At 50.0% G+C, this 13504-nt stretch carries 18 protein-coding genes; 4 read left to right on the top strand and 14 right to left on the bottom strand.

What is annotated here, in order from left to right; genetic code table 11:
• Positions 1–63 precede the first annotated feature (63 nt).
• Both SH451x_RS09230 and SH451x_RS09225 read right to left on the bottom strand, forming a co-directional pair.
• Entirely contained in the window at positions 64–483 is a 420-nt protein-coding gene (locus SH451x_RS09230) for a hypothetical protein (protein WP_479362165.1), read from the bottom strand.
• 54 nt (positions 484–537) lie between these two features.
• Positions 538–1050, bottom strand: a complete 513-nt coding sequence (locus SH451x_RS09225; protein ID WP_479362164.1) for a hypothetical protein — start codon at positions 1048–1050, stop codon at positions 538–540.
• A 58-nt stretch (positions 1051–1108) separates the two neighbouring features.
• Here SH451x_RS09225 and SH451x_RS09220 point away from each other — a divergent pair, with 58 nt between their 5' ends.
• Positions 1109–1372 carry a hypothetical protein gene (locus SH451x_RS09220; RefSeq protein WP_479362163.1) on the top strand — a complete coding sequence of 88 codons (264 nt, stop codon included), beginning with the start codon at positions 1109–1111 and terminating at the stop codon, positions 1370–1372.
• A gap of 130 nt (positions 1373–1502) precedes the next feature.
• Here SH451x_RS09220 and SH451x_RS09215 read toward each other — a convergent pair whose 3' ends face one another.
• The 5 genes from SH451x_RS09215 to SH451x_RS09195 all read right to left on the bottom strand — a co-directional run bounded on the left by SH451x_RS09215 (position 1503) and on the right by SH451x_RS09195 (position 5705).
• Positions 1503–1718 (bottom strand): DUF4177 domain-containing protein, encoded by a 216-nt coding sequence (locus SH451x_RS09215; protein WP_479362162.1) that lies wholly within the window; start codon positions 1716–1718, stop codon positions 1503–1505.
• A gap of 578 nt (positions 1719–2296) precedes the next feature.
• The gene (locus tag SH451x_RS09210; RefSeq protein WP_479362161.1) at positions 2297–2662 is read right to left on the bottom strand and encodes a hypothetical protein; all 366 of its coding nucleotides are present in this window, start codon (positions 2660–2662) and stop codon (positions 2297–2299) included.
• Between the two features lie 83 nt (positions 2663–2745).
• Positions 2746–3180 (bottom strand): hypothetical protein, encoded by a 435-nt coding sequence (locus SH451x_RS09205; RefSeq protein ID WP_479362160.1) that lies wholly within the window; start codon positions 3178–3180, stop codon positions 2746–2748.
• 52 nt (positions 3181–3232) lie between these two features.
• Positions 3233–4150, bottom strand: coding sequence for a DUF1444 family protein (locus SH451x_RS09200; protein WP_479362159.1), 918 nt, complete (start codon positions 4148–4150; stop codon positions 3233–3235).
• A gap of 91 nt (positions 4151–4241) precedes the next feature.
• Positions 4242–5705: a nitrilase-related carbon-nitrogen hydrolase gene (locus SH451x_RS09195; RefSeq protein ID WP_479362158.1), complete on the bottom strand. Its 1464-nt coding sequence runs from the start codon at positions 5703–5705 to the stop codon at positions 4242–4244.
• 367 nt (positions 5706–6072) lie between these two features.
• Between SH451x_RS09195 and SH451x_RS09190 the strand changes: the two genes are divergently transcribed.
• Positions 6073–6222, top strand: a complete 150-nt coding sequence (locus tag SH451x_RS09190) for a hypothetical protein (RefSeq protein WP_479362157.1) — start codon at positions 6073–6075, stop codon at positions 6220–6222.
• Positions 6223–6885: 663 nt separating this feature from the next.
• Here the strand turns inward: SH451x_RS09190 and SH451x_RS09185 are convergent.
• The 6 genes from SH451x_RS09185 to SH451x_RS09160 all read right to left on the bottom strand — a co-directional run bounded on the left by SH451x_RS09185 (position 6886) and on the right by SH451x_RS09160 (position 10417).
• The gene (locus SH451x_RS09185) at positions 6886–7269 is read right to left on the bottom strand and encodes a hypothetical protein (RefSeq protein WP_479362156.1); all 384 of its coding nucleotides are present in this window, start codon (positions 7267–7269) and stop codon (positions 6886–6888) included.
• A 47-nt stretch (positions 7270–7316) separates the two neighbouring features.
• Entirely contained in the window at positions 7317–7727 is a 411-nt protein-coding gene (locus SH451x_RS09180; protein ID WP_479362155.1) for a hypothetical protein, read from the bottom strand.
• A gap of 121 nt (positions 7728–7848) precedes the next feature.
• Entirely contained in the window at positions 7849–8277 is a 429-nt protein-coding gene (locus tag SH451x_RS09175; protein WP_479362154.1) for a hypothetical protein, read from the bottom strand.
• A 77-nt stretch (positions 8278–8354) separates the two neighbouring features.
• Complete coding sequence (locus SH451x_RS09170; RefSeq protein ID WP_479362153.1) at positions 8355–8900, bottom strand: hypothetical protein; 546 nt, start codon at positions 8898–8900, stop codon at positions 8355–8357.
• A gap of 228 nt (positions 8901–9128) precedes the next feature.
• Positions 9129–9377: a hypothetical protein gene (locus SH451x_RS09165; RefSeq protein ID WP_479362152.1), complete on the bottom strand. Its 249-nt coding sequence runs from the start codon at positions 9375–9377 to the stop codon at positions 9129–9131.
• A 236-nt stretch (positions 9378–9613) separates the two neighbouring features.
• A complete protein-coding gene (locus SH451x_RS09160) occupies positions 9614–10417 on the bottom strand; it encodes a PEP-CTERM sorting domain-containing protein (protein WP_479362151.1) in 804 nt (267 codons plus the stop codon).
• Between the two features lie 669 nt (positions 10418–11086).
• On the opposite strand from SH451x_RS09160, the gene SH451x_RS09155 reads away from it, so the two are divergent.
• On the top strand, positions 11087–11686 hold the full coding sequence (locus SH451x_RS09155; protein ID WP_479362150.1) for an REP-associated tyrosine transposase: 600 nt from the start codon (positions 11087–11089) through the stop codon (positions 11684–11686).
• Positions 11687–11959: 273 nt separating this feature from the next.
• On the opposite strand, the gene SH451x_RS09150 is transcribed toward SH451x_RS09155, so the two are convergent.
• Positions 11960–12661, bottom strand: coding sequence for a hypothetical protein (locus SH451x_RS09150; RefSeq protein WP_479362149.1), 702 nt, complete (start codon positions 12659–12661; stop codon positions 11960–11962).
• Between the two features lie 312 nt (positions 12662–12973).
• Here SH451x_RS09150 and SH451x_RS09145 point away from each other — a divergent pair, with 312 nt between their 5' ends.
• Positions 12974–13231: a hypothetical protein gene (locus SH451x_RS09145; protein ID WP_479362148.1), complete on the top strand. Its 258-nt coding sequence runs from the start codon at positions 12974–12976 to the stop codon at positions 13229–13231.
• Positions 13232–13504: the final 273 nt, after the last annotated feature.

Below are 13504 nucleotides of genomic sequence, written 5' to 3'. Positions count from 1 at the left end.
GGTGAAGTTCCATTCCAAAAAAGCACCATCCGCGACTTCGGTGCACGTGATTGTTATCCGCTACTATATGCACCAAAGGCCGTAGGCGCGATCGACCGCATGTCGTCCAGCGTCGATTTGGGAAAGGCACTGTCGGCAGTATACCATATCCGCATACCCTGGAAGTTCTCCTATTATGGAACTGCAAACAGTACATGTCTTTCCCTGCCAGTCATGCAGAAAGTCGTTGTTCGAGATTTGCGCAGCGAGACCTCGAAGATCATTTTCGAGTTGATCTACGGCAGCAAGCATCGTCGAATTGCCTTTCCAGAATTCGTTGGTGATTGACCGAATCTTGTTTAAGTGGTCGATCGCATTGAGTAATAGGCCCGCACGTGCTTCGGTAGCTACAAGTGTCATTCGCTTAGCGATTGATAGCACGGCATCATCGGCAGCAGAAACCGCAAATGTTGGCGCCGTACCTGGGTGGTTCAAATCAAGCATGGTTTTTAGCGGATAACGACCAAAATCACGCGGTTGCGGCCGAGTGACTTACCATCAGGAAACGCGTGACCCGCAACTCGCGTGCATTTTTTTGTTATCCGCGATTCTTCGACCGTCCTGAGAAAAGTATTTTGGCATGTTGCACGGTGGACCTCCGCCCAGGAATCCGTCTCCAGTTAGGATTATCATACCGATTCCGCCCGGATGAGAAATCTCAACGCCGTACGGAATGGGAATTGTAGCAGTCAGAGATTCGCAAGAAAGGCACCGTGGGCGGGCAGTACGATTTCGGAGCCATTCGACGGCAGCGTCGCGTCTATCATTTTCAACGCCATGATCTTCAACCGAAGTTACACCAAGCAAAAGAAGATTCGACGTGTTGGCGATAATGTCCGTTTCGGCCCAAAGCTTTTCGATCTCTACAAAAGAATCACAACGCCCGCACCAAGCATATTCGATGCCCATTCGCATCTGGTGATTTGCAGGCAATTGGTATCGATAGTCGATCCATGGATCAAAGGTCGCGAGAACATGATTGTTTCCAGGACGTTTAACTTTGAGCATCATGGTACTTGACGCGGATAACGGTAGCGATGACCGAGCCCCAATAAGAAAGGTTTGAATTATGAGTGATTCCAAGGAAGTGCCAAGCGACGTTGATGGGGCTTCGTGTCCATCGCGTTGTTATGCGGCTTACGTTGCAGGTTTGCAGCGAGCCGCACAAATTGCGAGATACTACGTAAAGCATCAGAATCTACCATGTGAATGGGAGCGAATGGACGATTTTCAAAAGTCGTTGCAGGTCACAGCGAAGAACATCGAAGACGAGATAAACGCAGAGGCAGAGCTTCCGCAATCTGAATCAAGTTTTAGAGAATCGTCCGCATAACGCCTAAAATCACCCGGTTGCCGCCAAGAGATTTTGATTTCAGAAAACGCCCGATCGGCAACTCGGGTGCATTTTTTGGTTCGTCCGTTGTTTTTCAGCCAGACGATTTGAAGCGAAACGAGATTGGTGCCTACGTAGCCCGTAGGCGTTTGAATATGGCTATCACGTGCTTTGAACCGCCTTTGACCTTCGAGATGTCAAAGACACTAACGAGCTCCCAGCCGTCACGACCAAGAGCATTGAGAATTTCGTTCATTTCGTTAGTGTCAAAAGTAGTCCCCGAAAAGAAGCCGAAGTCGGTGTCGAACCGTTCAGTGCGATACTCCCATTGGATTGTATTCAACATATTCCCGTGTCATTTGGTAGTTCAGTGAGCGCAGGCTAGATTTCCGGAAAGGACGAACAAGTAGTATAAAGTCTCCTGCATATAATTTCGCAGGAGTCTGTATATCGTGCACGCATCGGCTCGCAAAGTCAACTAGTCGCTGCATTTCTGTAACTTGATGAGGGAATTTCCCAGAATATGCAGCCCCCTTGAAAAGTGATATGCTGCCACGATATGCAGGGCACTGTGTTTTCCAGAATATGCAGGGCACTGCCTTTGCCGGAATATACAGAATGATGAGCCCGCCAAAGCACTCTAATTGTCCAATTTGTTATGACTACAAACAACCGCTCTCCGCTTCCTCTTACGCCCCATGATGAGTCTCCGTAGAACTGCCAGTCGCCATCGTAGTCGTGGTAAACCCGAAGGATCGGCGATCCATTGAGCACATGCTGGGTCGTGAAACATGCAATGCTAGGTTCGTCGTAGAAGCGCCAATGCATTTTTATTCGAGCGAATAGCGTTGCCAATCACGTCGCGGCGGGCGATTGGCCGCGGTTCAAACCGCACGTTTTCCGCCGCTGACGTGCATTGGATTGTTATCTGGCCGTTTTCATTTCAGCGAATACACGTTTTGCTTCGACTTGATCGAGACGAATCAATCCGAATTCCTCAATGATCGGTTCTGGCACATCGTACATCGCTTTGCTTCCAATTTGCATGCAAGTTCGAAAAAGATCTGCCAAATCTGAATTCTCTGGAATCAAATATCCAATCGAGTTCCAAGTGAAGAGGTGCCATTCCCCGGTCGCGAACGTTATCCAGAATGAATTGCCAGCGTCAGGCCTCATGGCTCCATCCTGTGTGGAGACTGTGATCTGATGACGACCGTTCACTCCACATTTAATACCGTCGGGCATCAATGCATTGCGAATGTCAACGTATGGGGTGATGTCGAAATCCATATCCAGATAACGTCAGACATCACGGGGCACGGAAAGTTGATTTTCCATTGCGAGAAACGCTGCAGGCCGTGCTCCCACGCATGTCATTGTTCTGCTTTCATTGTGGGCGAGTCGAGGCTAGGAGCCGGAGTGTGGAAATAGCGGTTTGCAATCCGACCGATTCCAAACGATGAAAGTCCTACCAGCGGAGCAGTAACTATCGTGAATACGATTGGGATAAGCAAGTATGCTTCTGTTGCATGTGGGTCTGCGTTTGGCCGAGCGATACTGTACATGAAATACATCATGAATAGTAAGTCCGTAATGATGGCGGTTGCGATGACCGCGAGTGCGAGAGTCGATACAAATCGTGCGATGACGAACGAAACGACACCGACAACAAGAGCGATAAGCAGCATCCAAAGTAGCACGTAGATCGGATTTTGACCGCCGCCATCCGACGAGACGAAAAACGTGGTCGCGAGAACTCCAGCACCGGCGATCATCAGGTCTCGTTTTGTTGCAGCTTGCAGTTTCAATTCCAGATCAATTCCGTGGCAGAACGACCACCATCACCGAGCCCGAACCAAGTTACTGTCCATCAGGAAAACCATGCAAGTCGGGCTTCGGTGCATGGTTTTGTTCTGCATGGTCTTTGAACTCCGTAAAGTTTCCGTCCCGATAGACAAAAAGCTTATTCGTTAACGTATACGAACCGTTCTTCAACGTTTCGTCAACCATTTTTTGCATTTTGTTTATGCCAGTTGCGTTCCGAGTTCCCGTAACAAGCAGCAAGTCACGGCTCGGAATCGCAACCACGATCTCTCCGTCGACGTCAATCTGACGATCGTTCCAAATTGAGTCAAGTAGCAACAAGCTGGCTTCATAGTCCCCGCCCGCAGTAATCATGTAAAGCTCATTTGTTCCATGACGCTCAATGTTCGGTAGAATCCGCTTTAGATTTTCGCATGCAAGGTCCCGTAATTCTCTACGATCGATTTTCGCCGTTTCTAAATCTTGTGGTGTCAAATAGCGAATACTCGCAGGAGAATCTTGGGCGTAAACGATTACCAAATCTTCAGAAAAAGTCTCGTAGACCTTCTCTGCTGGCGTTTGCGATCCTCGCGTGGCCAAAGATTCTCGAACCTCGTTAAGCCAAGGCCGATCTTTTATTACCGGGACGATTCTTTCTCGATCTACGACATCGTATTTGTTTGTCGCAGTTTCGATAAACGATTCAAGAAAGCGTTCAACAATTTCATCTCTCCCGGCTGGGTTCTGACGATAGGTATTGTACGCATTGTCAAGAAACGATGTGAATGACCATCCTTCATTCCCAACGACTCGGATCTGTAACTCCTCGACTATTGTTGCGTTCAGTCCAGGTTTGAATTCTTTCAATGCTTCCGCATAGAAGTGCGTGAATTCCGCCGGGGTCATAGTGTTCGGCTTTGAGCATCCAGAATGAATTCCGAGCGCCGTGAGCAGCAGTGAGAATAAACGCTTCATAATTCTGCAGAACGCTACGGTTAACCGGGCCGCGGCCAACCAACGTTGATTCCAGAAACCGCGCGGCCCGCGGCTCCGGTTGAACCGATTATTATTCAGCGATGCTGCTTTTTGGCCCCGCGTCCTTATCACTTCGGGTCGCACCTCCTTTGAGGTAAGCAAGGCCAATCAAACCCACAAACAGGACGCTGCAGATGATGCTAAATAGATCACCACACATCGCGTACACCGTTCTCACCCCGTGCGACGGGACACCAACAAACGAAAGTCTCGGCGTGTTTGAATAGTAATCGTGGTACGCTAACATTCGGCCATAGGGGTCGGTTGCGATTGACAGGCCCTGCATAGTCGGCCGCACCAAGGAGCAGCCATTTTCAACGGCCCGAAATCTCGCCGAAGCCGCATGAAAAAACCTGATCCCCCGCCAATCAGAAGAGGGAACGAATAGGATGTCCACACCACGCCTTCCTGCTTGCTGTATGAACGACGAGAAATCCCCGTCATAACAAATGACGTGGCCAGTCCGAATGCCGTTTATGTCTGCGGTTGCGAGCTCTCCATCCCCCTGCTTTGTGCCTGCCTCAAGGAAGGCGACTGTATTCGATTTCAAATAGTCAACAATGATTTCTCCGCTCGGCTCGATGCCGATGGTTTTGTTTTCGTTCAGACTCAGGGTCGAGCAGGAGAGAAATGACATGAAAAGAAAGACCTGATTTTCCTTAGCGAATGCTTTCCCGAGTTTGATCAGTTCATCCTCATAAGAAAGTGGTATAGCGGCATTCGCTTCCGCCCATGCGATTACCTTGGCATCCGCCGCCACGGCCTTCTTGCTCGCAGCGAAAAGCTCCCTGACGATTTCGGGATCAAAGTTGTCCAGACTATCCAGGCGATTCCTCTGAAGATTGATCATGGCCACTTGCACGGTCTCCGGCTGGCTCTTCGCAAACGCTAAGCGCGTGTCGCCATAGACTACGGTAAGTATGAGCGCCGAGAGAAAGATACCGCCTTCTCTTTTGGCCAACGTCCACTCGAATCCTGATTCCCAGATTCGGTTAAGTGTTCCTGCAAACCAGTAAATGAGGAAGACAAGACCGCCCATCCCAGTGATGGAGACGATTTGAATCAGTGACAAATTGTCGATCTGAGAATGGGCAAGGCTCGGAAGGTATGCGGCCAGGAAGAAATGGATCGTTACCATCAACAGCGGCCAGAGAAACGTGGACGTATAACCGTCGAGCCTCCAGTAGAGGAGCCTGTCAACAACGAACGGGAGAACCCAGATTCCGCCAACAAATAAACAAGCAACGTAAAACAATAGCCCGCTGACAGCTAACAATCCGTCATACATGAAGACATGGCAGGCTGACATCCCAACCCAGAGCGTCACGATTGCGAGCGACGGACGAGAGTTGGTCCTGTGGAAGCGAATCAAAAACACGAATGCAAACCACGAGAACATTGGAATGGTCACACTACCGTGTGAGAACAGGAATAGGACCAATCCGAGGATGAGCCATAGATGTGAGCGGCTAAACAAGGCTCTGATTCGGTTCATGTGGATTGTGTCTATGGTCAAGTGCTGGGTAAAGAATCTATGTAAGTCCTGGGTTTGGGGTGGGAGTCATTTGATTAAAATCTGGCGACTCGGGCCCGTGATGGCGAGTTGCTCGAAACATCCTCGCTCACATTCTTCCAACCCCAAACCCTAGGAACATTCACCATGAAAATTCTCGCTCTAGACCTCGGTAAGTTCAACACCATGTGCTGCTTTTTTGACTCCGAAACTCGGAAACATCAGTTTCTCAACGCTGCCACCGAGCGAACTTACCTTACCACGCTATTCAAAAAGCACAAAGTCGAATTAAGTGCAACTTCGAATGCTTTGAAGTCACCACCAAGCTCGTCTTGGTGGATTTATGATCATGACCAGTCAAAGCTTTGCTCAGCACCAACCGATCCGGTTTGTTTCACCACCAAGCTTGACTTGGTGGATTGATGATCCAACCGAAGTGATTGGATCATCGTTCGACCGGGGCAAGCTCAGTCGTGCCGCAAGTGCAGTGATGCGTTAAGCTGGTTACGATCAACTTTCGACCGAGGCGAGCTCAGTCGGGTTGGTGACGCGCAAGTCGATACGCTGTTTGTTGCTATGGTTCTTCAGGCCAATCCGCTCATCTCACAATACAGTGCATATTTAACACGCAAGTGTCGACCTGGCACGATCTAGAACTTACGCAACTCGATGCCGTCACCAAGCAAGTTGACATCGACGAACGAATTAACCTTGCCTGCCCTTTAAACCATTAGCCTTTTTAAGTGACCAAGTTACTAACCACTTCACCGGAGCCCGTTTAGCCGAGCACAACGATCGAAACCAAGGACAAGACCAATCCAATCGACTCAGCACCGTTAAAAGTTGACTGAGGGAAAGCGACCTGGAACGCCCAGGTACACCAGAGTGAGGAGTGTTCGCACCTCGAATAGTCGCCTAATCAGCCATCCTTGCTAAAGATCGTTAGAGCTTACGTTAAGCCTGCACTTTCGAATCTCGCCAACAAAGGCATCTACCGGGAAGCACTATTATGTAAAACACGAAACGTCAAAAAACAGTGGCGCCCGCCACTTGCAAACCCAGGACTTCATAGTCGACCGCCGTCACCGGGCGGCGAGAGTAAAACTAACCATCAGGAAACGCCCTGACGCCGCTCCGGTGCACGGCATAGTTATCACGTGATTCATTTTCCGTTGACGTTGCGATGTATTCTTCGATTGTACATCCATCGGAAGAAGTGGGTCAAACAAAATGTCTCCACAATGGGCACAGCGATGAATCCAATTAAGTCGTCATATTGTCCGAGCAATGGAATCTTGTCGATTACCTCGCGACAGAAAAAGTAGGGTGCGAGCAGAACAGTCGCAACGCGTCCAGCAAACCGCCAGAACGGTGATGGTTGCGTTCCCTCCCAGCCTGCATTTGCGAAGCCGAAAATAAACAAGACTACGTTTACGAAAGCAAGCAGTCCAAGAAGAATAAAGAACGTTTTTAGAAACGGAAATTGTGAGGCAACAGATTCGCTTTCCGAGATGGCAGGTTTCCGGAATGGATTTGGTTTTGTCATACAGCAAGCGTGATAACGACGGCGATCACCCAGTCGCCGCCAAAAAACTATGTTTCAAAATCGCGGCCGACCGGCGACTTGGGTGCATCGCTTTGTTCTGCGGCATTCGAAGGTTCGATCGCGTTGTCCGGTTGTGGCCAGTATCGTTTGCGAAGCGACTCATGAACCCTGCACAAACTCCACGGCCGTACTTCATGGGAGCTGCTCGCCCGGCCACCGCGCTGAAGGGCAACGGTCATGTCACCGACAAAAAATGAATCATCATTGAATGTAAGGGGCGGAAGAATACTGACAAGCCGTTCTGCATCATTGTCGCGATTGTTTTCCGTAGTCCAAGCGAAGTGAGCTGCGACTTTATCCCGAAATGCAACAACCTCTGGGATAATGCTATTTGCGTAATCCTTCGGTAGTGGTCGATTTGCATCGAGCTTGCGGGCGATGGCACCAACGGTTTTCACATATTGGCATGCTGATATGGCGTACCAATGAAATCCGCAGGTAAGTAGTGTTTTTGGGATCTGATTGAAAGCTGGGAAGTTCCCACTGCCGAAGAATCGAACATTGCCATTTGGGTTCACTTTAACGCAGGTACAGTGTGAACAGATCCCCAAACTCTTCGACAAACGGTTGATTCTGTTCTCGGAGAAGGGTACGCGCGCCACGAAACTCGATTACCTTTGCGACTGTCAATTCAACCATACCCTCGTTAATCGGCGGCGAAAAAACTACGCTGTCCTCTTTGATTTGCCATTTACCTTGGTGGCGAGAAACTGGGCCCGCGCAACCATGGTGTGTCGCAATGAAGTCTCCGCTTTCGTCCAAATACAAATCTAAGTTGTCCCCCATCCCATCACCTTCATAGTAATGCTTAGCCAAGTCTCGCATCGAATACCGGCTATGTTCTTTTTCCTCACTCGCGTTTATTTGTGCGGCAACATTATTTGTCTTGGCGGAAGGGCTGCATCCCATGGCAAATGCAATGCACAGGCAAAAAATTGACTTTCGCATCGTCACGATCCTTCTTTCGACGAACGGCCGCGTTAACCGAGCCGCGGCAGGCGATTATCAGTTTCGAAACCGCCCGGCTACCGCGGCTTCGTGTTCAACGCATTGTTATCTGCCGACATGTTTGACCGCTTCGGATCTAGTAGTGATTGACTATTCCAGCGTTGCCAAAGCAAATAATGTACTCCAAACGTCAGAGGCAAGCCCAGGATATTTGCCGAGATCGAAAATCCGTCTTCACCACCCATTACCAGCCAGCCAAAGATTCCGAATGAAAAATCGTGATGGAACCCCCAAATCGGTTGAACCCAAAGGAGATGAGAGGCGATTGTCATACGCCAAACAATCTGAGGTTTGCATACCAACAGAATGACTGTCGAGGAAATTATCGCTGACGACATTGCCGCCATTTGACGAAACCAAAATCCGAAACGAACAAACTTGTCATACGAGCTGCCTGAAGATTCAGGAAAGAATGGAAAACCCGTGCCGATCATGGCCGCAAGTACAGCCGCAGTTAGCGGAAAAACGACAGTTCGCCACTTTGATGGCATACGCGGATTCTGTTTAGGCAGATAACGGTGGCGATCAGCGGGCGGAAATGGCGAGAGTGATCTTGATTTCATAAACTAATCGGAACGTCATTTCCGCTCCGTTGCATCGATTGGTTACCCCATTTCTACCGCTGCCAATCAGTTCGTTAAAGGTTCGGTATCTAGTAGTTTGTACAATGGAGTTTGCATCTTGTTCAATAATCTGACGTGACCTGTGGTTTGGTATAGCCAACGGTCACTTTCTTCGCCTGTTTCGAAATCAAGCTTGAAATGTTCGCCGCTCGCTGTTGACATCGCGGGTCAGCTGGCTTTTTCTTCTCGTTCAGCTTTGATCTGGCTGCGTTGGCCGACGGCGTAGGCGTGAGACGCAGCAGCAATCGGCGCGAGAATCAAGAAACCGGCGATCATGGGAAGCCATCGTTCCGGTGTCTCCGTATTATGTAAAGTGTAGTCTAGCACAGCATAAAGAATCCCGGCAATGATGCCGTAAACGATGCCAAGCCGTAAGCCTGGGTTCCAATATCTTCCATAGATATCTTGTGTCAGCATGTTCTTACAATTGTTTTTTCAGTGTAGAGGAATTCCCAAAGTACGCTGCGACTTAACATGACTACCTGCCGTTGTCATAGCAGTTAAACCCAATAGGCGAACGCTACGCATCAGTGGGGACGGGCGAAAGACTTGCAAGCAGACGAGAAAGCGAGCCACCCGCCTCCGTTGCATGCGATGGTTATCCGCCGTCTGAATAAGCGTCTAGCGAAGGTGCAGAAATGCGAGGTTTTTGTTTACATCTTGGTTAGTTGATTCGATTTTCGCCTTGTTCGCTTCGAAAGCAAGAAGCTAGATGCCGCAATACCCAACATGATTAATGACGAGGGTTCGGGAACCGCTGTGGCGGTAGCCACATTGGCGAAAAACACATGATTGTCATTGAGTGATGGAAACTCGATGTTGCTAATCATATTCGTGTCGGCTAGCAAAACAATTTCCCCACCATTAATTGATTCCACTCGGCCCCACGCCGCACCCGCGAGTTGCTCTGCTGTAAACAAGACACTTCCAGAAGTCCCGACTATCGCATTGACGTTTCCGTAGTTGATAGGCTGAACAATTCCATTGTTCAAAGGATGAGCAGAGATTTGGGCGGAGGTTGTATTCCGCAGTCCTGGGGTGTCTAACGACACTGAACCTAGCGAAAGCCCACTCCCAAGTTGGGAAAGCGCAAAATTGATACGGGCGTTTTCCGCCGGTGCAAAACTGTTCGCCTCACCCATGAACATAATTCGCCCGCCGGTCGATAGGAAGTTGTTCATTGCGGTGATTTCGCTGGTCGCAAAGTCGTCGTCGGGCAGCATTGCGACGAAAAGGCTCGCGCCCGCAAGCGAAGTATCGGTGACCGTGCCGTTGAACAATGACGAGGTAAACCCTGCGCTAAGGTAGAAGGAGTTCAGGTCGTTGTCGGCGCCGTTGGTCAGTCCTATTCCGGCGGCTTTTGTTGAACTAAGTATTTTGACCAAATCGGCATTGGCCGAACTTGCGAGCCCTGCCAAGCCGAGAATAACGGTGGCAAGATGAAGAAAATGGTGCATAAAGATCTCGCGTGTTAGAGTTGGACTTGAAACGGACGAACTACACTTTGCACGCAGCTTTCGCGTCATATCAGGCTATACAACTGCGCTTTCCTCAACTACAGCGTAAGCGTCTAGTATTACGCAGTCAACGCGCTGTTATCGTATTTTCCGCAGCTAGCGCGGATAATCTCATATCAACACGCTGGAAGGATCATTCGCGGGGTTCAGCTTGCCATCTATTGTGCTGAAATCGCCGCGCTGCGCTCGAGCCAACCGAGCAGTCATATTTCACTGCCATTTCATCCGCTGCTCACGCAGGGATTCGGATAATATGACAGGCAATTTGGGATATTCGCTTTTGATACGTCACTTGAGGCCAACAGAAAGGGCCGATGCGAGTTGCGTCGGTCGTTCGACCGACTCTTTGCTCGGTTGATATGTCGATGTGCAGTTTCAGGCGGAACCAAGCGCAACGTTCGTAGTACCGCCTTCAGGCGGAACCAAGCGCAACAAAATAAGACCGGCTGAAGCCGGAACTACAAGCAGTTCGAAGTACCGCCTTCAGGCGGAACCAAGCGCAACAAAATAAGACCGGCTGAAGCCGGGACTACAAGCAGTTCGTAGTACCGCCTTCAGGCGGAACCAAGCGCAACATCAACAACAGGCCGGCTTCAGCCGAATCCAACCATGATGTACGACTATCGTAAATGGAACCGAGAAAAACAAGCGGCCGCTATCAACGAGCGAATTGCGCATGGTTTCCCTTTACACAGCCCGCCTCATATTCCCGTGCCAGACGCCTATCGAATCGTCACAGGAGCATGCTTCGAGCACAAGTCGATCTTGAACTCGCCCAACCGTTTGCAATGGTTCGAGGTCCAACTGCTAAGCCATCTCAGGCAGCAGTCGCTTGACATCGCCGCATGGGTCGTGCTACCAAATCACTATCATGTTCTCGTCAAAATCCCTGACATTAAGTCATTCGCTAGAGCTCAAGGGCAACTCCACGGACGCACATCATTTGAGCTCAACAAGGAAGACAACGAGGAGGGACGCCAAGTTTGGTACCGATGTTCTGACCGGGTCATGCGAAGCGAGCGGCATTACTTTACGACGTTGAATTATATCCACAACAACCCGGTAAAGCACGGTTACGTAGACCGATGGGGCGATTGGGCCTATACCAGTTACCACTGGTATTTAGAGAACAAAGGTCGCGATTGGCTTGTCGAACTGTGGCGTGAGTATCCAGTCCTCAACTACGGCGACAGCTGGGACGTGTATTGATACACAAATTAGTAGTCTCACCTGTTCGTAGTACCACCTGTTCGTAGTACCACCTGTTCGTAGTACCGCCGTTCGTAGTACCGCCTTCAGGCGGAATCAAGCGCATCCCAAAAAGACCGGCTGAAGCCGGGACTACAAGCGGTTCGTAGTACCGCCTTCAGGCGGAACCACGCGCAACCCAAAAGACCGGCTGAAGCCGGGACTACAAACAAACAAGGGCCATTGCAAATTGCAACGGCCCTTCAAAGATCCCCATACTCGATCGTCCTAACATTATGCAGCAAGCTTGATTAGCTTCACCTGAGGCATCACGATGCTCGCAGGCAAATTGATACTCACCGGCGAGCATCCCACGCCAGCTTCGCCACGTTCATTGAACCAGTTCACCGTCACCCAAGCCGTATTAGCTACGCTCGCATCTCCAAAATTTACCTCGAACTTCGTCTTCGTCACCAACCCCTCAAACTTCCACAACGTCGAATCGACCGGAGCTTGTTCGCCGATAAACGTAAAGACGCTCGCCCCCTTCACCCCCGCAGGCTTCCCGCGCTTCGAAGCTTCCGTCGCATGCAAGCCCAAAGTCACCACACGGCCATTCACGCTCATCACATCCACAATGGGAGCGGTAGTTGGAGCGGGAATTGGCGACGCTTTCTTGCGAATCGGAATCCCCAGTTGATCCCGTTGAGCGTCCGTGGTCGCTGGATTGCTGTTAATGCTATTGACCAGATACTTAGCCATAGCCAATAGGTTCTCGCGAGCCGCCTTCTTATTTGCCGACGTCACCGGAGTGCGCGTCGCGTTGTTACGCCAAGTGTTCACGGCGGTATCGAAAGCGGTGCTCAGCGTCGCGTAGTCGGCCGCTTGTGCAGCGGTGATACCGAATTCGGTCGGAGTCGCCGATAGAGCTTGAGAAAAGTTATGCGACCAGATCGTCAATTCTGGATCGCTCATTCGCCAGTAGGGAGCAGCCATTGTAAACCTTTTTTCGTTGAGTTAGATGAATCGCCGACACCCAGCAATGGTTGGCCCACATGGCTTAACCCACGGTTAAATGCGAGGATTCCTGGCGATATTTTTTGAATCGGTAACCCGTATTCCGCTCGCCACAAACATTTTGTAAGGAATTAAACTTTAGGCCAAGGCGGCCAATACTTTACAAAAAACTGCAAACCTTTCGCTAGCCGCTTCGATCGTCAGAACCCGCACCGATTCGCCAGCCCTCAAGCTCAACGGTGTCGTCCCGACGTCGTCTTGCCGACCAGCAAAGGCGAATAGAGAGTTCGCATGGGCCAGTTGCTACTTCGCATGGACCTTTTGCCAATTGGCAAGGGATTTTTGCTTGTTCGCAAATCCCTTTTGCTACATAGCCTGAGCCGTTTGCGAGTCAGCAACACCAGTTTGCTAGCGAGCAAGCCGAGCTTGCTAATTGTCCGATTCGATTTGTTAGGTCACCCGCGAGGGATGCAAGTTGTCAAAGCCTTCCTGGTGACAATCAAAACAGCTTCGCTAATCGGAAAACTCGATCGTTTCATTGCGACTTGAAATGATGGACAAGCAGAACGCGATGCGGTTCCTCTTAATTTGAAACGTTTGCAAGTGGAATCGCCATTCTCGTTGTCGGAGTCCGTCGCGGCGAGTGAAGAGTCAGTGCAATCTTTGGTATCGCTATGCCATTCAACAGAAACCGATGAATAGCCAGTGCTCAATCAGAATCGGCTGCGTTCAACGAGATTTTCAAGCATCGGATAGACTAGCTAATTCACGGGCGCAATTGCGCAGAGAGCTCTGCAAAAATCGTAATTGAAACGGCGAGCT

This window comes from Njordella aestuarii, assembly GCF_056494165.1.
Note: the sequence above shows the minus strand (reverse complement) of the source record. Positions and strands in the feature narration are given on the sequence as shown.